Source organism: Streptomyces boninensis, from assembly GCF_048572725.1.
Lineage (GTDB): Bacteria > Actinomycetota > Actinomycetes > Streptomycetales > Streptomycetaceae > Streptomyces > Streptomyces boninensis.
In genome coordinates this window covers 3,439,570-3,460,312 of the sequence record NZ_CP183837.1, presented here as the reverse complement: position 1 = coordinate 3,460,312, position 20,743 = coordinate 3,439,570, and the positions used below count along the sequence as shown (strand labels likewise).

Genomic DNA, 20,743 nt, shown 5'->3' with positions numbered 1-20,743 from the left:
GCGTGAAGCTCAGGCCGCCACGTTCGGGCGCTGGCCGCCCAAGAGCTTGCCGAGCATGCCCAGCAGGCCGCCGCCGCCCTGCTGGGCCTGCTGCTGCTCCTCGCTGAGCATGTCCGTCAGGCCGCTCGCGCTCACGTTCTTCTTCTTCGCCACCTGCGACAGCACGGTCATCGCGATCGGCAGGATCACCCGCATCGCGTTGTTGACCTGCGTCACCGGCAGCCCCGTACGGGCGGAAACGGCCTTCGCCACGGGCAGGGTGACCCGCCCCAGGACGGAGGCGAGGATGCCGCCCTTGATGCCGCCCATGCCGCCGCCCGCGAACTGGGCGACGCCCGTCAGCGGCCGGGCATTGGCCTGCCCCGCCGGGTCCGGCGCCTCGCTGAACGCCTGGGCCACCTCCCGGGCGCCCTCGGGCGAACGGGTCTCGTCGGCCAGCGTCCCGGTGAGGGACTCCACCGCCGTGCCGACCAGCTTCTTCGCCGCCCGGTCCGTGGTGCCGAGCTCGGTCGCGAGCTCGTGCATCTGCTCCGGACCGAGCTCCTGGAGTATGGCGTTTTGCAGAGAATTAGCTCTCATGCGTAAAACGCTACGTCCGTTCCGCTACGACGGCATTTCGAGGTGTCGTAAAAAATCTCCGGGAAGCCGTGCAACCCTTCCCGGGGGTCGTGGGTCCTACTGGGCATCAGCGCTTCCTTGGGGGGGATCCGTGGGGGGTACGGGGGCGCTGTCCCGAGGGGGGGAAGCAGAGGGGCCCGGTCGACGGACCGGGCCCCTTAGCTATGCGGTGCTCTCGCTGAGAGCTGTCAGCGCTCTTCCACGGGGACGAAGTCGCGCAGCACCTCGCCCGTGTAGATCTGCCGCGGGCGGCCGATCCGGGAGCCCGGCTCCTTGATCATCTCGTGCCACTGGGCGATCCAGCCCGGCAGCCGGCCGAGGGCGAAGAGGACCGTGAACATCTCGGTCGGGAAGCCCATGGCCCGGTAGATCAGGCCGGTGTAGAAGTCGACGTTCGGGTAGAGCTTGCGCTCGACGAAGTAGTCGTCGGCGAGCGCGTGCTCCTCGAGCTTCAGGGCGATGTCGAGGAGCTCGTCCTCCTTGCCCAGCGCGGACAGGACATCGTGGGCCGCGGCCTTGATGATCTGTGCCCGCGGGTCGAAGTTCTTGTAGACGCGATGCCCGAAGCCCATGAGCTTCACGCCGTCTTCCTTGTTCTTCACCTTGCGGATGAAGGTGTCGACATCGCCGCCGGACTGCTTGATGCCCTCCAGCATCTCCAGCACGGACTGGTTGGCGCCGCCGTGCAGCGGGCCCCACAGCGCGTTGATGCCGGCCGAGATCGAGGCGAAGAGGTTCGCCTGCGAGGAGCCGACGAGGCGGACCGTCGACGTGGAGCAGTTCTGCTCGTGGTCGGCGTGCAGGATGAGCAGCTTGTCCAGGGCGTTGACCACGACCGGGTCGAGGTCGAACTCCTGGGCCGGCACCGAGAAGGTCATGCGCAGGAAATTCTCGACATAGCCGAGGTCATTGCGCGGGTAGACGACCGGGTGGCCGGTGGATTTCTTGTACGCGTACGCCGCGATGGTCGGCAGCTTGGCGAGCAGCCGGATCGTGGAGAGGTGGCGCTGCTTCTCATCGAAGGGGTTGTGGCTGTCCTGGTAGAACGTGGACAGGGCGCTGACCACCGACGACAGCATCGCCATCGGGTGGGCGTCGCGCGGGAAGCCGTCGTAGAAGCGCTTGACGTCCTCGTGCAGCATCGTGTGCCGCGTGATCTCGTCCCGGAAGACCGAGAGCTCGTCGACGGTCGGCAGCTCGCCGTTGATCAGGAGGTAGGACACCTCGAGGAAGGTGCTCCGCTCCGCGAGCTGCTCGATCGGGTAGCCGCGATAGCGCAGGATGCCCGCTTCGCCGTCGAGATAGGTGATCGCGGACTTGTACGCCGCGGTGTTGCCGTAGCCGCTGTCCAGGGTCACCAGACCGGTCTGGGAACGGAGCTTGCCGATGTCGACGCCGGTATCACCGACGGAACTCTCGACGATCGGGTAGTTGTATTCGTCGTCCCCGTACCGCAGTACTACAGAGTTGTCGCTCACGTCTTTCCTCACCCGGCGTATCGTGCCTCTTCTTTGAGGTGCCCTGACTGCCTTCCAGCTTCCCTCATGCCGCGTCGGTTCGCTGCACTGGGGGTCGCCGTGAAGGTCATTGAGCGGCACTGCGTGCCACTTGTTGACCATCCTGCCCTGCCCGGAGGCAAAGGGGGAGTCATCCCGCGCCGCGGAGTCGATGATCCAGGGCGGTAAAGCGCCGACCAGCGGAAACGGTGCGTACGGCCTGACCAAGGGCCTTGCGTGAACCTACCAGGACCACCAGTTTCCTGGCCCGCGTCACCGCTGTGTAGAGCAGATTCCGCTGGAGCATCATCCAGGCGCCGGTGGTGACAGGGATCACTACCGCCGGATATTCACTCCCCTGAGAGCGGTGGATGGTGACTGCGTAGGCATGCGCCAATTCGTCCAGTTCTGAGAAGTCGTAGCCGACCTCCTCGTCCTCGTCCGTACGGATGGTGAGCTGCTGCTCGTCCGGGTCAAGACCGGTGACCACGCCGAGGGTGCCGTTGAAGACGCCGTTCTGGCCTTTGTCGTAGTTGTTTCGTATCTGGGTGATCTTGTCGCCGACCCGGAAGGTGCGGCCGCCGAAGCGCTTCTCCGCGAGCCCGGGGCGGGCCGGGGTGATCGCCTCCTGGAGCAGCCCGTTCAGCGCCCCTGCCCCCGCGGGTCCCCGGTGCATCGGGGCCAACACCTGCACATCGCGGCGCGGATCGAGGCCGAATTTCGCCGGGATGCGGCGGGCGGCCACGTCCACGGTCAGCCGGCCTGCGGCCTCGGTGTCATCTTCTACGAAGAGGAAGAAGTCGGACAGCCCCTGGGTGAGCGGGTGGGAGCCGCCGTTGATCCGGTGGGCGTTGGTGACCACCCCGGACTGCTGGGCCTGCCGGAAGATCCGGGTCAGCCGGACGGCCGGGACCGGGCTGCCGCCGGCCAGTAGGTCGCGCAGCACCTCGCCCGCGCCGACGGACGGCAGCTGGTCGACATCCCCGACCAGCAGCAGATGCGCGCCCGGCGCGACCGCCTTGACCAGCTTGTTCGCCAGCAGCAGGTCCAGCATCGAGGCCTCGTCGACCACGACCAGGTCGGCGTCCAGGGGGCGGTCCGTGTCGTACGCGGCGTCGCCGCCGGGCTTCAGCTCCAGCAGCCGGTGGACGGTCGAGGCCTCGGCCCCGGTCAGCTCCGCCAGCCGCTTCGCGGCCCGCCCGGTCGGGGCGGCGAGCACCACCTTCGCCTTCTTGGCGAGCGCCAGCTCCACGATCGAGCGGACCGTGAAGGACTTCCCGCAGCCGGGCCCGCCGGTCAGCACCGCCACCCGCTCGGTCAGCGCCAGCCGCACCGCCTGCTCCTGCTCGGGCGCGAGATCCGCCCCGGTCTTCGTACGCAGCCAGCCCAGCGCCTTGTCCCAGTCGACGCCACGGAACGACGGCAGCCGCTCCTCCTCGGCCTGCAGCAGCCGCCGCAGCTTCCCGGAGAGGGAGAGCTCGGCGCGGTGGAAGGGGACGAGATAGATGGCGGTGACGGGCTCGGGGTCGCCGTCGGGGCCGGGCACGGTCTCCTTGATGACCCCCTCCTCCGCCGCCAGCTCGGCGAGGCAGTCGATCACCAGGCCCGTATCGACCTGGAGGAGCTTCACCGCCTCGGCGATCAGCTGCTGCTCGGGCAGGAAGCAGTGGCCCTGGTCGGAGGACTGCGACAGCGCGTACTGCAGCCCGGCCTTCACCCGCTCCGGGCTGTCGTGCGGGATGCCGACGGCCTGCGCGATGCGGTCGGCGGTGAGGAAGCCGATGCCCCAGACGTCGGCAGCGAGGCGGTAGGGCTGGTTTTTCACCACCGAGATCGAGGCGTCGCCGTACTTCTTGAAGATCCGTACGGCGATGGAGGTGGTCACATTCACCGACTGCAGGAAGACCATCACCTCCTTGATGGCCTTCTGCTCCTCCCAGGCGTCGGCGATCTTCTTGGTGCGCTTGGGGCCGAGGCCCGGGACCTCGATGAGGCGCTTCGGCTCGTGCTCGATGATGTCGAGGGTGTCCAGGCCGAAGTGCTCCGTGATCCGGTCGGCGAAGACCGGCCCGATGCCCTTGACCAGGCCGGATCCGAGATAGCGGCGGATGCCCTGGATGGTGGCGGGGAGGACCGTCGTGTAGTTCTCGACCGTGAACTGCTTGCCGTACTGCGGATGCGAGCCCCAGCGCCCCTCCATCCGCAGCGCCTCGCCGGGCTGCGCGCCGAGCAGCGAGCCGACGACGGTGAGCAGGTCGCCGGCGCCGCGCCCGGTGTCGACGCGGGCGACCGTATAGCCGGTCTCCTCATTGGCGTACGTGATCCGCTCGAGGACTCCCTCGAGCGTGGAGAGCTTCGGGCCGGCGGCGGTCTGCTGGGCCATGCAAGGACGTTATCGCCAGGCGCCGACAGTCAGGGAGCGCCCGCCCCAGAAATGCGAATGCGCCCCGCCGGTCCCCCCACGGACCGGACGAGGCGCTTCGCTTTCCCGGACAGGACTCCCCCCACGGGGTCCTGCTCGGGCGTATCGAGGCCGGGACGGCGGGCAGGGAGGGCCGCTCAAAGCTCCCCTGACCAAGCCGTCCTGGACAACGTGACACCAACTCCGCCGGGTGCCGGTGTCATGTGGTTAGACCCCCGACCCCCGCAAAGGGTTACCCCCCAATTGCTGTGATCTGAATCACTGCAGGTCGGGGCCGTTAGGCCCTAGCGGAAACGGCGCAACCGCAAGCTGTTCAGCACCACGAAGACCGATGAGAAGGCCATCGCGGCCCCCGCGATCATCGGGCTCAGCAGCCCGGCCGCGGCCAGCGGCAGCGCGGCGACGTTGTAGCCGAAGGCCCAGAAGAGGTTGCCCTTGATCGTGGCGAGGGTCTTCCGCGCCAGCCGGATCGCATCCGCCGCGACCCGCAGGTCGCCCCGTACCAGCGTCAGGTCACTCGCCTCGATCGCCGCGTCGGTACCGGTGCCCATCGCGAGACCCAAGTCCGCAGTGGCCAGCGCCGCCGCGTCATTCACCCCGTCACCGACCATCGCGACCGTACGGCCCTCGCCCCGCAGCCGCTTCACGACGGCCACCTTGTCCGCCGGCAGCACCTCCGCCCACACCTCGGCGATGCCCACCTCCCGGGCCACGGCATCCGCCACCGCCTGGTTGTCGCCGGTGAGCAGCACGGGCGTCAGCCCGAGCCGCTTGAATTCGGCGACCGCCTCCGCGCTGGTGTCCTTGATTGCGTCGGCGACGGTCAGCACGCCGCGCGCTTCTCCGTCCCAGGCGACGGCCACGGCCGTACGGCCCTCTTCCTCCGCCGCCCGCTTCGCCGCGGCCAGCTCATCCGGCAGCCGCACCGACCACTCGGCCAGCAGCTTCTCCCGCCCGACCAGCACCGCGTGCCCGTCGACAACCCCCCGCACGCCGAGCCCCGCGACATTCTCGAAGCCCTCCGGCACCGGCAGCTCGGCCCCGCGCTCGATCGCCCCGTCCGCGATGGCCCGGGCGATCGGATGCTCAGACGCATGCTCCAGCGCACCCGCGAGCCGCAGCAGCTCCGCAGGGTCAGTGCCGGGCGCGGGGATGATCTCCTGCAGCCGCATCGTCCCCGTGGTCACGGTCCCGGTCTTGTCGAGCACGACGGTGTCGACCCGGCGCGTCGACTCCAGCACCTCGGGCCCGCGGATCAGGATGCCGAGCTGGGCGCCCCGGCCCGTGCCGACCATCAACGCGGTCGGCGTGGCCAGCCCCAGCGCGCACGGGCAGGCGATGATCAGCACCGCGACGGCCGCGGTGAAGGCGCCCGCCGCGCCCGCCCCGGTGGCCAGCCACCAGCCGAGCGTCCCGGCGGCCAGCAGCATCACGACGGGCACGAAGATCCCGGCGACGCGGTCGGCGAGCCGCTGCACCTCCGCCTTGCCGTTCTGCGCGTCCTCGACCAGCTGCGCCATCCGCGCCAGCTGCGTATCGGCGCCGACCCGGGTGGCCTCGACCACGAGGCGGCCGGCGACATTGACGGTGGCGCCGGTGACGGCATCGCCCGGGGCGACGTCCACGGGCACGGACTCGCCGGTGAGCATCGAGGCGTCGACGGCGGAGGCGCCCTCGGCCACCGTCCCGTCCGTGGCGATCTTCTCGCCCGGCCGGACCACGAAGCGGTCGCCGACGGCCAGCTCGGCGACCGGGATACGGACCTCCGCCCCCCCCCGCAGCACGGCCACGTCCTTCGCGCCGAGCTCCAGCAGCGCCCGCAGCGCCGCGCCCGCCTTTCGCTTGGAGCGGGCCTCCAGATAGCGGCCGAGCAGGATGAACGCCGTCACCCCGGCCGCCGCCTCCAGATAGATCAGCGATGACCCCTCGCCCCGCCGCACGGTGAGCTCGAAGCCATGCCGCATCCCGGGCATCCCGGCATCGCCGAAGAACAGCGCCCACACCGACCAGCCGAGCGCGGCGAGCGTGCCGATGGAGATGAGCGTGTCCATGGTGGCCGCGCCATGCCGGGCGCCCACGAACGCGGCCCGGTGGAACTGCCAGCCGCCCCAGACCACCACCGGCGCGGCGAGGGTGAGGGACAGCCACTGCCAGTTGTCGAACTGCCAGGCCGGGACCATGGCGAGCATGATGACCGGGACGGCGAGGGCGATCGAGACGAGCAGGCGGTGCCGGAGCCGGTGCAGGGAATCGTCGTCCGCGGCGGCCGGCTCGTCGACGGCGGCCGCGGCCGGGGGCGCCGGCGGCTCCGCGGTATAGCCGGTCCTGACGACGGTCGCGATGAGATCGTCCACGGACACGTCATCGCCGTACGACACCCGCGCCTTCTCGGTGGCGTAATTGACGGTGGCGCTGACGCCGTCCATGCGGTTGAGCTTCTTCTCGATGCGGGCGGCGCACGAGGCGCAGGTCATGCCGCCGATGGTGAGCTCGACCTGCGCCGGCTCCGGCGCCGTGTCGACGCCGGTCATCAGACCGCCGCGGCCGCCAGCTCGTAACCGGCCTCGTCCACGGCGGCGCGGACGTCGGCCTCGTCGAGCGGGGCCTCGGAGGTGACGGTGACCTCTCCCGTGGCGGCGACGGCCTTCACGTCGGTCACGCCCGCGAGCTCGCGGAGCTCGGAGCTGACCGCCCCCTCGCAGTGGCCGCAGGACATGCCCTTCACCTGGTAGGTGGTGGTGGTGCTCATGGTGGCTCCTCACGCCGGAGTGGTGTGCGTGCCCACCATCGTACCCCCAGGGGGTATGACTTTGAAGCCGCCCCCCGGGAGCGCGAGCCCCCGGGATCTCTGCGGCGGCGGACGAGCCGGCGGACGAGCGGCTCATCGGTGGCCGTGACGGCCGCGGTTGCTGGGACGGTTGGCGACCCAGTGGCGGATGGTGTCCGCGTACCAGAGTGGCTTGCCGTTCTCGACGCGGTCCGGCGGGGGCATCAGCCCGTGCTTCCGGTACGAGCGGACGGTGTCCGTCTGCACGCCGATGTGCGCGGCGATCTCCCGGTAGGACCAGAGAACTCGGTTGGACATTCAGCACCTCCCAGCGGGGCGCCGGGGGGCGCCCGCGATGATCAGTCAGCCTGTGCCCGGCCAACGACGCTGGGTGACAGGGGGAGAGGGGCTGTCGAGCGGCTGTTACGGGGAACCCGCGTAACAGTGACAGTCGTGACGGCTGTGTCGCGTCTTGCGCAGGAGTTCGACCGGTGTTGACCGTATGTCCTGACAAACCATTGACATGCGTCGGCAGCGACGGCTAAACCGGAGCCCATGACGCAGGCGCACGACCTGATCACCATGGGCCGTATCGGAGTCGACATCTACCCGCTGCAGATCGGCGTGGGTCTGGAGGATGTGGAGACCTTCGGGAAGTTCCTCGGCGGTTCGCCGTCCAATGTGGCCGTCGCCGCCGCGCGACTCGGGCGGCGGGCGGCCGTCGTCACGAAGACCGGGGCGGATCCCTTCGGCAGCTATCTGCGGCGGGAGCTGCGGCAGTTCGGGGTGGACGACACCTTCGTGGGTACGGAGCCGGGGCTGCCCACGCCCGTCACCTTCTGCGAGATCTTTCCGCCCGACGACTTTCCCCTGTACTTCTACCGGCAGCCGAAGGCCCCCGACCTGGAGCTGCGCGCGGACGAGCTGGACCTCGACGCGATCCGCGCCGCCCGGGTGTTCTGGATGTCCGGCACCGGCCTCAGCGAGGAGCCGTCGCGGGCGGCGACCATGGCCGCGCTGGCCGCGCGCTCGCGGCAGGAGGTGACCGTCTTCGACCTCGACTGGCGGCCGATGTTCTGGCGCGAGAAGGTCACCGCCCGCCCGGCGTACGCGGACGCGCTGGCGCACGCCACCGTCGCCGTCGGCAACCTGGAGGAGTGCGAGGTCGCCACCGGCGCGACCGAGCCGCGCGCCGCCGCCGACGCACTGCTCGCCGCCGGCGTGACCCTCGCCGTGGTGAAGCAGGGCCCGAAGGGGGTACTCGCCGTGCACCGGGACGGCACCGTCGCCGAACTCCCGCCCGTCCCGGTCCAGGTCGTCAACGGCCTCGGCGCCGGCGACGCCTTCGGCGGCGCGCTGGTGCACGGGCTGCTGGCGGGCTGGGAGCTCGCCCGCACCATCGCGTTCGCCAATGCCGCGGGCGCCCATGTGGCCGGAGAGCTGGCCTGTTCCGCCGCCATGCCGGACGCCGCTACGGTCGAAGAGCTGCTCGCCAGGGGAGGCTTCAGCACGTGACACCTGAACCGCACCGCCCGACCGCGGACCCGTACCACCTCCACTCCGGCGCCGACACCGGCCCGTACGACCTCGACATCGACCCCAAGCGCGCCGGCTGGGGCTACTCCTCGCTGCGCATCCTCACCCTCCCGCCCGGCGGTGTGCACACCCTCGCGGCCGGGGACAGCGAGTGGATCGTGCTGCCGCTGAGCGGCGGGTGCAGCGTGCATGTGGAGGGGCGGGTCTTCGACCTGGGCGGGCGGGAGAGCCCGTTCACGGCCGTCACCGACTTCGCGTACGTGCCGCGCGACGCGCACGCGCAGATCGCCAGCGGCGCGGGCGGCCGCTTCGCGCTCGCGGGGGCGCGCTGCGAGCGGCGGCTGCCGGCGCGTTACGGGCCCGCGGGGGCGGTCCCGGTGGAGCTGCGCGGGGCTGGGAACTGCTCGCGGCAGGTGAACAACTTCGGGGCGGCGGGGGTTTTCGAGTGCGACCGCCTGATCGCCGTCGAGGTCCTCACCCCCGGCGGCAACTGGTCCTCGTACCCGCCCCACAAGCACGACGAGCACCGCCCGGGCGCGGAGTCCGAGCTCGAGGAGATCTACTACTTCGAGATCGCGGACGGTCCTGATCAGGCCCCGGGCCTCGGCTATCACCGCGTCTCGCCCTCCGGCCGCGGCCGGAATACGGACGTCCTCGCCGAGGTCCGCGGCGGCGACGCCGTGCTCATCCCGGACGGCTGGCACGGCCCCTCGATCGCCGCGCCCGGCAATGCCATGTACTACCTCAACGTCATGGCCGGGCCGGGGGTGGACCGGGAATGGCTGATCTGCGATCATCCGGAGCACGCGTGGATCCGCAGTGAATGGGGCGATCAACAAGTGGATCCGCGTCTGCCCATGACCAAAGCTGCTGATTCCGCAGAAGGGGGCGAGGTCGCATGAGGCTCACCACCGCTCAGGCGCTCGTCCGTTTCCTCGCCGCGCAGCACACCGAGCGCGACGGCGAGCGGCACCGCCTCATCGCCGCGACCTGGGGCATCTTCGGGCACGGGAATGTCGCCGGGCTCGGCCAGGCGCTCGTCGAGTACGGGCCCGACGCCATGCCCTTCCACCAGGGCCGTAACGAGCAGGCGATGGTGCACGCGGCAGTGGGCTATGCGCGGCAGTCCGGCCGCCTCTCCGCCCACGCCGTGACCACCTCCATCGGCCCCGGCGCGACGAACCTCGTCACCGGCGCCGCCCTCGCCACCATCAACCGCCTCCCGGTCCTGCTTCTCCCCGGCGACACCTTCGCCGCCCGCCCCGCCGACCCGGTGCTGCAGCAGCTCGAAGTCCCGTACGCGGGCGATGTGTCGGTGAACGACACCCTCCGCCCCGTCTCCCGCTACTTCGACCGCATCACCCGCCCCGAAGCGCTCATCCCGGCCGCGCTGCAGGCCATGCGGGTCCTCGCCGACCCGGCCGAGACCGGCGCGGTCACGCTCGCGCTGCCGCAGGACGTGCAGGCGGAGAGCTATGACTGGCCGGAGGAGTTCTTCGCCGAGCGGGTGTGGCGGATCGACCGGCCGGTGCCGGACGCGCGGGCGGTGGCCGATGCGGTGGAGCTCGTACGGGGCGCGCGGCGGCCGCTCATCGTGGCCGGCGGCGGCGTCCACCACAGCGGTGCCGAGGCGGCGCTCGCCGTCTTCGCCGAGGCCACCGGCATCCCGGTCGCCTGCACGCAGGCGGGCAAGGGGGCGCTGCGATACGACCATCCGGCGGAGGTCGGCGCGATCGGGCACACGGGGACCGCGGTGGCGGATGAACTCGCCCGTACCGCCGATGTGGTGCTCGGGATCGGGACTCGCTACAGCGACTTCACCACCGCTTCGAACACCCTCTTCGCGGCGCCGGACGTCCGCTTCGCGAGCCTCAACATCACCTCGTACGACTCCCACAAGATGGCGTCGCTGCCGCTGACCGGGGATGCGCGGGCGGGGCTTGAGGCGCTGACGGCGGGGCTGGCCGGTTATCGGGTCCCCGGTGAGTATGCGGAGGAGTACGCGGCCGGGAAGGCGGCGTGGGAGCGGGTGACGGATGCGGCGTACGCGGGTGCGGACGCCTCCGCGCGGCCGACGCAGACGCAGGTGCTGGGCGCGCTGGAGGCGCTCGCCGATGAGAGCGACATCGTCATCAATGCGGCCGGGTCGATGCCCGGTGACCTGCACAAGCTGTGGCGCGCGCGGGCGGCGGACCAGTATCACGTCGAGTACGGGTACTCGTGCATGGGATATGAGATCCCGGCGGCGATCGGGGTCCAACTCGCCGCGCCCGAGCGGCCCGTGTGGGCGCTGGTCGGCGACGGCACGTATCTGATGCTGCCGGGCGAGCTGGTCACGGCCGTACAGGAGCGGCTGCCGGTCAAGGTGCTGCTGGTGGACAACCACGGATACGCCTCGATCGGCGGTCTCTCGGAGCAGACGGGCGCGGAGGCCTTCGCCACGCAATACCGCTATCGCGGGGGCGCCGGCTACGAGGGCGACCCGCTGCCGGTCGACCTGGCCGCGAATGCGGCGAGCCTGGGCCTGGAGGTGCACCCGGCGGACACCCTGGCCGAGCTGCACGATGCCCTGCGGGTGGCGCGAGCGGCTTCGGGCCCGGTGTGCGTGTACGTCCGCACGGCGCCGCCGGACAAGAACGCGCCCACGGCGCAGGCCTGGTGGGACGTGCCGGTCGCGTCGGTGTCGGAGCGGGCTGCGGCACAGGCCGCGTATGCGGACTACGTCCGCGCTGCGGCGGCCAGGCGGAGGCACTTGTGACGAGTCCGGGGGCAGGCGTCCCGCATGGCGGGACGGGTGGGCCCGGACGGACCGGCGGCCGCGAGCGCGACCCGCACCGGACGGGGGCCGTGCGCCTCCCGCAGCTACTAGCGAGAAAGGCCTGACCTCATGAAGCACATCGGCCACTGGATCGGCGGCAAGGCCGCCGAGGGCACCTCCGGGCGCCACGGCCCCGTCTTCAACCCCGCCACCGGCGCGCAGGCCGCGGAGGTCGCCTTCGCGTCCGAGAGCGAGGTCGACCAGGCCGTCGCGGCAGCGAAAGGCGCGCTCGCCGGCTGGGGGACCTCCTCGCTGGCCGCCCGCACGGCAGTGCTCTTCCGCTTCCGCGAGCTGCTCAACGCCAACCGCGACGAGATCGCCTCGCTCATCACCGCCGAGCACGGCAAGGTGCACTCCGACGCGCTCGGCGAGCTCGCCCGCGGGATGGAGATCGTCGAGGTCGCCTGCGGCATTCCGCAGCTACTGAAGGGAGAGCTGTCCACGCAGGTCAGCAGCCGCATCGACGTGGCCGCCATCCGGCAGCCGGTCGGCGTGGTCGCGGGCATCACGCCCTTCAACTTCCCGGCCATGGTGCCGATGTGGATGTTCCCGCTCGCCATCGCCTGCGGGAACACCTTCGTGCTGAAGCCGAGCGAGAAGGACCCGTCCCCGTCGCTCCGTATCGCCGAGCTGCTCGCCGAGGCGGGCCTCCCCGACGGCGTCTTCAACGTCGTGAACGGCGACAAGACCGCCGTCGACCGCCTCCTCACCCACCCGGACGTCGACGCGGTCAGCTTCGTCGGCTCCACCCCCATCGCGCAGTACGTGCACGCCACCGGCACCGCGGCCGGCAAGCGCGTCCAGGCACTGGGCGGCGCCAAGAACCACATGCTCGTGCTCCCGGACGCCGACCTCGACGCCGCCGCGGACGCCGCGGTGTCGGCCGCGTACGGGTCCGCGGGCGAGCGGTGCATGGCGGTGTCCGCGGTGGTCGCGGTGGGGCAGGCCGGGGACGACCTCGTCGAGAAGATCCGCGAGCGGGCGGCGAAGATCCGTATCGGACCCGGCGACGACCCCGCCTCCGAGATGGGGCCGCTGATCACCAAGCAGCACCGCGACAAGGTCGCGTCGTATGTGGAAGGCGCCGCCGGGCAGGGCGCCGAGGTGGTCCTCGACGGCACCGGCTTCACCGTCGACGGGCACGCCGACGGGCACTGGATCGGGATCAGCCTGCTCGACAAGGTCCGTACCGACTCCGATGCGTACCGCGATGAGATTTTTGGCCCCGTCCTATGTGTCGTACGGGCCGATTCTTACGACGAGGGCATCAAACTCATCAACTCCTCGCCCTGGGGCAACGGCACCGCCATCTTCACCCGCGACGGCGGCGCCGCCCGCCGCTTCCAGCTGGAGGCGGAGGCCGGGATGGTCGGCGTGAATGTGCCGATCCCGGTGCCGGTCGGCTACCACTCCTTCGGCGGCTGGAAGGAATCGCTCTTCGGCGACCACCACATCTACGGCGCGGAGGGCGTGCGCTTCTACACCAAGGCGAAGGTCGTCACCACTCGGTGGCCCGACCCGGCCGACAGCGGCGTTGACCTGGGCTTTCCCACGTCCCGGTAGGCACCGCCCGGCGCTCGAGCTGCGGGGCGCGCCCGGTGGAGTTAGCGTTCGAATATCGGTGCACTGTCTGCTGCCTCTCGCACCACCCGGTACGGGAGGTCCGCGCCGAACCACCATCCGCGCCATCCATCGAGGGGACCCCGCATGGGACTCATGGACGAGATCAAGAAGAAGGCCGAGGAGGCCAAGAGCGCCATCACCGGCCACTCCGACAAGGCCGACCAGGGCAGCTCGGTCAAGGACAAGATGGGGCAGGGCATCGACACGGTCGCCGAAGAGGTCGACGAGAAGACCGGCGGCAAGCACACCGAGAAGATCGAGTCCACCGCCGACAAGGCGAAGGACGCCCTCGGCATCGAGGACACGAACAAGGACGGCAAGTAGGGCGTCGGCGCTTCGCGCTTCGCCCTCAAGCGCCGGACGGGCTGTACAGCCCGTCCGGCGTCTGCCGTTGATTACGATCCGGGCACGTCCGAAACCGATCCCCCGCCTCCCCCGTCCCAGCGACGCCCGGCTCACCGAGGGGGAGGACCATGCGAAGACTCATATTGGCCGTGGCGGCCGCGCTCGCCGCCATCCTGCTGGCCGCCTGCACGGGAGGGGACGACGGCGGCATCGCCAAGGACGCCTCCGGGAAGGGCAGCGGGGGCGCCGCTCCGCCGCCGCCCGCGAAGGGCTTCGAGGGCGGGCAGCCCGAGCAGGAGGGCGGCGCCGCCCAGGACCAGAAGGGCATCGCCCCCACCCAGAAGCCCGACCTGCTGTCCACCTTCGGCCTCGACGTCGACACGGCCTCGTACAGCTACGCCCGCCGCACCATCGACAGCGGCCGGCTGCCGGCGCCGGACACGGTGCGGCACGAGGAGTTCGTCAACAGCTTCCGGCACAACTACCCCCAGCCCGAGGGCAACGGCTTCAACCTGGCCACCGACGGCGCGCAGACCGGCCAGGACGGCTGGTCCCTGATGCGCGTCGGCCTGGCGACCAAGGACGTCGAGCCGACCCGGCGGCCGCCCGCCTCGCTCACCTTCGTCGTGGACGTATCCGGCTCGATGGCGGACCCCGGCCGGCTCGATCTCGTACGGGACGCGCTGCACACCGCCGCGGGCGAGCTGCGCGGGGACGACTCCGTCGCCATCGTCGCCTTCTCCGACGAGGCCCGCACCGTCCTGCCCATGGCCCGGGTCGGCGACGGCGGCCGGGACCGGATGCGCGACGCGGTGAAGGAGCTGCAGCCCACCGACAGCACCAATGTCGAGGCGGGCATCCGCCGCGGCTACGACGTCGCCGTCGACGCCGCCCGCGAGGGCAGCACCAACCGCGTCGTGCTGCTCTCCGACGCCCTCGCCAACACCGGCGCCACCGACGCCGACACCATCCTCGACCGCATCGCCGACGCCCGCCGCGCGCACGGCATCACCCTCTTCGGCGTCGGCGTCGGCAGCGACTACGGCGACGCGTTCATGGAGCGGCTCACCAACCGCGGCGACGGCCACACCAGTTACGTATCCGACCGGACGGCCGCCCGCCGCGTCTTCACCGAGGAGCTGCCGCGCCACGTCGAGCTGCGCGCGCGGGACGCCAAGGCGCAGGTGGAGTTCGACGGGCAGACCGTCGCCGACTACCGGCTCATCGGCTACGACAACCGCCAGGTCGCCGACAAGGACTTCCGCAACGACGCCGTCGACGGCGGCGAGATCGGCCCGGGGCACACCGTCACCGCGCTGTACGCCGTCCGCCTGAAGGAGGGCGCCGCCGGGCACGTGGCCACCGCGACCGTGCGCTGGCTGGACCCGAAGACCCGGGCGCCGCACGAGAAGTCCAGCGAGATCGAGGCGGCGGCGCTCGGCGGCAGGCTGTGGGGTGCGGCGGAGACGTCGCTGCAGGTGGACGCGCTCGCCGCGTACTTCGCCGACGCGCTGCGCGGCCGGTCCACGTCCTCGGACGGGTCGGATCCGAGCGCGGTGCCGGAGTCCGCGGGCCCGCGGACCCGGTCGGATGCGGAGCCCGGGACCGTACCGGACGGCGGGACCCCGCTGCCGCTGCCGGGCGCGCCGACGGTCGACGAGCTCGTCGAACGCTCCGCCGCCCTCGCCGGCCAGACCGAGTCCCGGCAGGTCGACGAGTTGGCCGAGACCGTACGTAAGGCGGCGGAAGTGGCGGGATGATGCGCAAGTGACCGTACGCCCCGATCAAATCCCGCCCGCCCGGCCGCCGCTGCCCTCGGGCCACCTCGTGGTCTGCGGCGACGACGCCCTCGCCGAGGCCGTCGCCGACGAGCTGCGCAGCGCCTACCGCACGCAACCGCACCTGCTGCAGGAGCCGCCCGACGACCGCGCCTTCGCGGGGGCGGGCCTGCGGCGGGCGGCCGCGCTCGCGCTGGTCTACGACGACGACAAGACCAATGTGCACGCGGCCCTGCGCGCCCGCCGCCTCAACCCGGAGCTGCGGCTGGTCATCCGCCTGTACAACCGGAAACTCGGCGAGTATCTGCAGGAGTTGCTGGACCCGCCGCCCGGCTCGGAAGGCCCGGGCGCCGAGGCGTACACCACCGTCCTCTCCGACGCCGACACCGCCACCCCGGCGCTGGTCGCCGCCGCGGTCACCGGCGCCACGAAGGTGATCAGCGCGGCGGGCGTGCTGCTGCGCGCCGCCGAGCGGGCCCCGGTCGCGGTCGGCCCGCACCGGGAGCCGCCGCTGTGCACCCTCGCGCTGCTGCCGGTGCCGGGCCGGGAGGCGGAGGGGCCGCGGCTGCTGCCGGACGAGCAGGAGGCGGCGGAGGCCGCGGACGTGGGGCGGCGGACGGTGGTGCTGGAGGCGGTGGCGCCCGCGGAGGGCGAGCCGGTGGCGCGCTCCTGGCGGCTCGGCCGACTGGGGCTGCCGCTGCGGTCGCTGATGTCGCGGCGGCTTGCCTGGACGGTGGCGGCGCTGGTGGGCGCGGTGGCGGCGCTGACGGTGATCTCGTCGGTGGTGGTCGGCGACTCGCCGCGGCACTCGGCGTACCTGTCCATCCTGGACCTCTTCGCGATCAACGAACCGGCGATCGGCGATCCCACCTCCCGCCAGGCGCTGCAGCTGCTCTCCGGCCTCGTCGGCCTGCTCCTGCTCCCGGTCCTGGTCGCGGCCGCGCTGGAGGCCCTCGGCACCTTCCGTACGGCCACCACCCTCCGCCGCCCGCCGCGCGGCATCGCTGGGCATGTGGTGCTGCTCGGCCTCGGCAAGATCGGCACGCGGGTGCTGACCGGGCTGCACGACCTGGGCATTCCGGTGGTGTGCGTGGAGGCCGACCCGGCGGCGCGCGGGGTGGCGGTGGCCCGGCGGCTCCATGTGCCTACCGTGATCGGCGACGTCACGGACGACGAGGTGATGGCGGCGACCAGGGCCCGGCACGCGCAGGCGCTGCTGGCGGTCACCAGCGACGACACGACGAACCTGGAGGCGGTCCTGGGCGCCCGCGCCCAGAATCCTTCGCTGCGGGCGGTGCTGCGCATCCGCGACGACGCCTTCGCGACCGCGGTCTACCGCACCCTCCGCGACCGCCACCCGCAGGGCCTGACCCGCAGCCGCTCGGTGTCGGCGCTGGCGGCGTCGTCCTTCGCCGGGGCGATGATGGGCCGGCAGATCATCGGCGCGATCGGCGTCGACCGGCGGGTGCTGCTGCTGGCGTCGGTGGAGGTCGCGGGCAATCCGGCGTTCGAGGACCGGACGGTGGCGGAGGCCTTCCGCCCCGGGGCGTGGCGGGTGGTGGCGCTGAACCTGGCCTCGGGCGAGAAGGACCTGGTGTGGGCCCCGCACCCCGGGTACGTACTGCAGGCGGGTGACGGGGTGGTGCTGGCGGCTACGCGGCAGGGGCTCGGCGACCTGCTGGGCGAGCGGGAGCCGCACCGGTAGATGTCTCTCCGGGGGAGAGCGGGATCTCTCCGGGGGAGGGCGTCCCGCAAGGCGGGACGGGCTGGCCCGGGACGTTTCGCAAGCCGCCCGCCCAGCCCGCACCGGGGTCAGGCCCGGCGTTCCCCGGCGCGACCTCAGAAGTCCCCGCCGAAGCCACCCCCGCCGCCGAAGTCCCCGCCGCCACCGAACCCGCCCCCGAAGTCGCCGCTGTCGAAGTCCGAGCCCGTGTAGTCGCCGCCCTCGGCGCCACCGGCCCCGTAATCGCCGCCCCCGGCGGCCCACGCACCGGGCGCGAACATCATCTGCCCCAGCATCGTGCCCATGAGCAGCCCCGGCAGCATCCCGCCGCCGAAGTACCCGCCCGCCCACGGCGCATACGCGGGCCCCGCGTTCCAGTACGGCTGCCGCCCGTGTTCCGTCTCCACCGTCCGGGAGTCGGGCATCCCGCCCTGCGCCACCACCGCGGCGTCCGCCGCGCAGGCGGGCACCATGCGCGCCGAACCACCCGGCGGCGCCCACTCCACGTCCTCGGCCGAAGGCCCGTGCCGCGGGTCGAAGAAGCAGGGCGCCCGCCGCTCGGGCAGCGGTGCCCCGTTGCGCCGGGCATCGAGGGTGGCGAGGGCGAAGCGGCCCTCCTCCAGGGACTTGGTCACGCCCTGCACGTCGGCCGGCTTGCGGGCGTTGTCCATCCGGGACTTGGCGGTTTCGTACGCGTCGAGGGCGGTCGCGTAGTCGGTGCGGGAGGCGTTGTCCGCGTCCGGCTTCGCGGGGTCGTAGTTGATGCGGTTGAGCTCCTCGCCGAAGGCGGTGATGTCCTCGTCGACGACCACCCGCAGCCGCTCCAGCTCGGCCCGCTCCTGCGCCGCCTTGCGCTGCTTGCCGCGCCGGTAGACGAGGAGCGCGCCCAGCGCCGCCGCCAGGACGAGCAGCCCGAGCACCAGCCCCGCGCCCGTACCGACACCGCCGCTGTCGACCCCCCAGCCGGACGGTGCGCGGCCCCGGGCGTCCTTGGTCGCCTGGTCGACGAAGGAGGTGAGCTGGGCGGAGGGGTCGCCGCGCTCGCTGTCCCGTACGGCGCCGAGGAGGTTCTCGCGCGCCTGCGGGGACATGACCCGGGGGTCGGACCCCGCGCCGAACTCGCTGCCGCGCTGCACCGCATAGACCCCGGCGATCCCGGTGGTGGCGCGCAGATTCCGCGCCACCTCCCCGCGGAACGGCTCCTCGTCGGGCAGCACCGCCACGAACACCGGCTTGCCGGCGTCCTTGATCGAGTCCGCCATGGCATCCTGGCGGGCCCGCGACATCTGCCCCCGGGCGTCCGGGTGCACGTACACCGGGCTCTTCTTCAGCGCGTCGGCCACCGACCGCAGGTCGTCCTGGGTGGTCGTCTGCGCCTGCGCCGTGCCGCCGGCAAGGCCGCCGAGACCGGCGAGCAGCGCGAGCAGCAGAACCGGCAAAAACCGTACAAAACGCTTCATGAGTTCATCCTACGCAGGCTGCACCATCGTGTACCCCTCGTCGAGCAGTCGAGGCAGGTAGTGCTCGAGTGCGTTGACGGTCTGAAGGCGGTCCCCGCCGCCGTCGTGCGACAGCACGATCGCGCCGGGCTGGGCGCTGTCCAGGACCCTGCTGGTGATCGTCGTCGCGGGCGGCTGCGGCACGGTCCAGTCCAGGGTGTCGACGGACCACTGGAAGGGCTCCATCTGCAGCGCCGCGCAGATCTTCAGGCCGCGCGCGTCCCACATCCCGTACGGCGCACGGGCCAGTCGCGGCGGCTGCCGCAGCACCTTGTCGATCACGTCGCAGGTGCGGGAGAGCTCCGTGCGGACCCGGCCGGTCTCGATGAGATCCAGCTGGGGGTGGGTGTACGAGTGGTTGCCGATGACATGGCCGTCGTCGGCGATGGCGCGCAGCAGGTCCGGGTTGTCGGCCACGTTCTCGCCGATCACGAAGAACGTCGCGCGCACGCCGTGCTTCCGCAGCACCCGCAGCACCCCCGGCGTATTGCCAGGGTGCGGGCCGTCGTCGAAGGTCAGGGCCATCTTGTGGCCGCTTTCGCGGAGCGTCTCGAAGGCCTGGGGGCGGACGGCGACGGGGCGCCAGGGGGCGCCGAGGGGGGCCTGGGCGGGCTGGTGCATCGGGCCGCCGGTGTTGGGGGCGAGGCGGTAGGCGCTTTCCGGGTGCGCCGCGGCAGCGCGTGGGGCGGCGCCGCCGGGCTTGGGGTCCGTGGCGCCGCCGAGGCCGGCGTTGGAGCGCGGGGTGTGGGCGCTGCGGGCCTCGACGAGGCTGAAGCCGCCGGCGAGGCCCAGGGCGAGGGCGGTGCGGAGCGCCGTGCGGCGGCCGGGCAGGCGATCGGCCCATTTGTCATATTTCATGACGTATGGGTCTCACGGTGTGGCGGGGCGCGGGATGAGCGACACGCGTGTTATTGGCAGAGCACTCGGCTGGATGCGGTCGGCTTGCGGGAGCGGCGGGCTCGGTGTTCTCGCTCACAGTCGGCCGAGGGGTGGCTACCGGGTGGTTACTCTGACCCCCGTGTTCCGGACCATGCTCAAGTCGAAGATCCACCGCGCGACGGTGACGCAGGCCGACCTGCACTACGTCGGCTCGATCACGATCAGTGAGGACCTGATGGAGGCGGCGGACCTGCTGCCCGGCGAGCAGGTCGATGTCGTGGACATCAACAACGGGGCGCGGCTGACGACCTACGTGCTCACCGGTCCGCGGGACTCGGGGGTCATCGGGATCAACGGCGCCGCGGCGCGATTGATCAGCCCAGGCGACCTGGTGATCATCATCAGCTACGGCGTGGTCGAGGACGCGGAGGCCAAGGCGCTCCAGCCGCGCATCGTCCATGTGGACGGGGACAACCGGGCGGTGCTGCTGGGCTCGGACCCGGGCGAGCCGGCCCCTGGCGCGGACGCCCGCCGCGGAGACGTGCGCGAAGACTGAGCCCGCCCATCCCCGTCACTGACGGCAATGGGCGGGCGGGTGGGCTTGAAAGGTGCCGTCAGGCCCCCTGCACGGCCTCGATGTCGAGCGAGATGGTGATCTTCTCGCTGACCGCGGCGCCGGCCGGGCCGCCCGTGATGCCGAAGTCCTTGCGGTTGATCTCCGTCGAGCCGGACAGGCCGATCACCTTGCCGCCCTGGAGGCCGTCGCCGAAGCCGCCGAGCTCGACCTTCAGGGTCACCGGCCGCGTTACGCCGCGCAGCGTCAGCTCGCCGTCGACCAGGAAGGTCTCCTCGTCCTCGGCGCGGACGCCGGTGGAGCGGAAGGAGAGGGTCGGGTGGTTCTCGACGTCGAGGAAGTCCTCGGCGCGGACGTGCCCGTCGCGCTGCTCGTTGTTCGTGTTGACCGACGCCGCCGGGATCGTGGCCGTGACCGTGGACTCAAGGGGGTTCTCGGCGGTGACGATCGTGCCCTCGACATTGTCGAAGCGGCCGCGGACCTTCGAGATGCCCAGGTGACGGACGGTGAAGGAGGCGTCCGAGTGGACCGGGTCGATGGTCCAGGTGCCGGTCAGGTAGCCAGGAATGGTGGTAGCGGTGGTCATAATGAGCTCCTCGTGGTTGTTTAACTCTCATCTAACCTAACACTCGATGGTTGAGACTTCAAGCAGTGGTTATGCTGGA

17 protein-coding genes are annotated in these 20,743 nt (G+C 71.7%); 8 read left to right on the top strand and 9 right to left on the bottom strand.

All coding sequences use genetic code 11. The annotated features are described in order from the left end of the window. Positions 1-9: 9 nt before the first annotated feature. The 6 genes from ACNNMR_RS15600 to ACNNMR_RS15575 form a co-directional block, all read right to left on the bottom strand. On the bottom strand, positions 10-579 hold the full coding sequence (locus tag ACNNMR_RS15600; protein ID WP_419995211.1) for a DUF937 domain-containing protein: 570 nt from the start codon (positions 577-579) through the stop codon (positions 10-12). A gap of 227 nt (positions 580-806) precedes the next feature. Next, a complete protein-coding gene (locus ACNNMR_RS15595; protein WP_419995210.1) occupies positions 807-2,096 on the bottom strand; it encodes a citrate synthase in 1,290 nt (429 codons plus the stop codon). A 169-nt stretch (positions 2,097-2,265) separates the two neighbouring features. After that, positions 2,266-4,497: an ATP-dependent RecD-like DNA helicase gene (locus ACNNMR_RS15590; RefSeq protein WP_419995209.1), complete on the bottom strand. Its 2,232-nt coding sequence runs from the start codon at positions 4,495-4,497 to the stop codon at positions 2,266-2,268. 323 nt (positions 4,498-4,820) lie between these two features. After that, entirely contained in the window at positions 4,821-7,067 is a 2,247-nt protein-coding gene (locus ACNNMR_RS15585) for a heavy metal translocating P-type ATPase (protein WP_419995208.1), read from the bottom strand. Then, entirely contained in the window at positions 7,067-7,285 is a 219-nt protein-coding gene (locus tag ACNNMR_RS15580; RefSeq protein ID WP_419995207.1) for a heavy-metal-associated domain-containing protein, read from the bottom strand. The genes ACNNMR_RS15585 and ACNNMR_RS15580 overlap by 1 nt, the downstream gene beginning before the upstream one ends. 132 nt (positions 7,286-7,417) lie before the next feature. Beyond that, positions 7,418-7,621 (bottom strand): MerR family DNA-binding transcriptional regulator, encoded by a 204-nt coding sequence (locus tag ACNNMR_RS15575; RefSeq protein ID WP_419995206.1) that lies wholly within the window; start codon positions 7,619-7,621, stop codon positions 7,418-7,420. A gap of 237 nt (positions 7,622-7,858) precedes the next feature. Between ACNNMR_RS15575 and iolC the strand changes: the two genes are divergently transcribed. The 7 genes from iolC to ACNNMR_RS15540 all read left to right on the top strand — a co-directional run bounded on the left by iolC (position 7,859) and on the right by ACNNMR_RS15540 (position 17,108). Next, the gene (gene iolC / locus ACNNMR_RS15570) at positions 7,859-8,818 is read left to right on the top strand and encodes a 5-dehydro-2-deoxygluconokinase (RefSeq protein ID WP_419995205.1); all 960 of its coding nucleotides are present in this window, start codon (positions 7,859-7,861) and stop codon (positions 8,816-8,818) included. Continuing rightward, positions 8,815-9,741 carry a 5-deoxy-glucuronate isomerase gene (gene iolB / locus ACNNMR_RS15565; RefSeq protein WP_419995204.1) on the top strand — a complete coding sequence of 309 codons (927 nt, stop codon included), beginning with the start codon at positions 8,815-8,817 and terminating at the stop codon, positions 9,739-9,741. Before iolC ends, iolB begins: the two co-directional genes overlap by 4 nt. After that, positions 9,738-11,597, top strand: a complete 1,860-nt coding sequence (gene iolD / locus ACNNMR_RS15560; RefSeq protein ID WP_419995203.1) for a 3D-(3,5/4)-trihydroxycyclohexane-1,2-dione acylhydrolase (decyclizing) — start codon at positions 9,738-9,740, stop codon at positions 11,595-11,597. Before iolB ends, iolD begins: the two co-directional genes overlap by 4 nt. 129 nt (positions 11,598-11,726) lie before the next feature. Next, positions 11,727-13,220 carry a CoA-acylating methylmalonate-semialdehyde dehydrogenase gene (locus tag ACNNMR_RS15555; protein ID WP_419995202.1) on the top strand — a complete coding sequence of 498 codons (1,494 nt, stop codon included), beginning with the start codon at positions 11,727-11,729 and terminating at the stop codon, positions 13,218-13,220. 144 nt (positions 13,221-13,364) lie between these two features. Further along, positions 13,365-13,604, top strand: a complete 240-nt coding sequence (locus ACNNMR_RS15550; protein ID WP_419995201.1) for an antitoxin — start codon at positions 13,365-13,367, stop codon at positions 13,602-13,604. 149 nt (positions 13,605-13,753) lie between these two features. Continuing rightward, positions 13,754-15,385, top strand: a complete 1,632-nt coding sequence (locus ACNNMR_RS15545; RefSeq protein ID WP_419995200.1) for a vWA domain-containing protein — start codon at positions 13,754-13,756, stop codon at positions 15,383-15,385. Positions 15,386-15,392: 7 nt separating this feature from the next. Continuing rightward, positions 15,393-17,108, top strand: a complete 1,716-nt coding sequence (locus tag ACNNMR_RS15540; protein ID WP_419995199.1) for a potassium channel family protein — start codon at positions 15,393-15,395, stop codon at positions 17,106-17,108. Between the two features lie 134 nt (positions 17,109-17,242). Here ACNNMR_RS15540 and ACNNMR_RS15535 read toward each other — a convergent pair whose 3' ends face one another. Then, positions 17,243-18,586 (bottom strand): hypothetical protein, encoded by a 1,344-nt coding sequence (locus tag ACNNMR_RS15535; protein WP_419995198.1) that lies wholly within the window; start codon positions 18,584-18,586, stop codon positions 17,243-17,245. A gap of 9 nt (positions 18,587-18,595) precedes the next feature. Next, complete coding sequence (locus ACNNMR_RS15530) at positions 18,596-19,483, bottom strand: polysaccharide deacetylase family protein (RefSeq protein ID WP_419995197.1); 888 nt, start codon at positions 19,481-19,483, stop codon at positions 18,596-18,598. Positions 19,484-19,643: 160 nt separating this feature from the next. On the opposite strand from ACNNMR_RS15530, the gene panD reads away from it, so the two are divergent. Beyond that, on the top strand, positions 19,644-20,060 hold the full coding sequence (gene panD, locus ACNNMR_RS15525) for an aspartate 1-decarboxylase (protein ID WP_419995196.1): 417 nt from the start codon (positions 19,644-19,646) through the stop codon (positions 20,058-20,060). A 58-nt stretch (positions 20,061-20,118) separates the two neighbouring features. Here the strand turns inward: panD and ACNNMR_RS15520 are convergent, their stop codons facing one another. Beyond that, positions 20,119-20,664: a YceI family protein gene (locus ACNNMR_RS15520; RefSeq protein ID WP_419995195.1), complete on the bottom strand. Its 546-nt coding sequence runs from the start codon at positions 20,662-20,664 to the stop codon at positions 20,119-20,121. Positions 20,665-20,743: the final 79 nt, after the last annotated feature.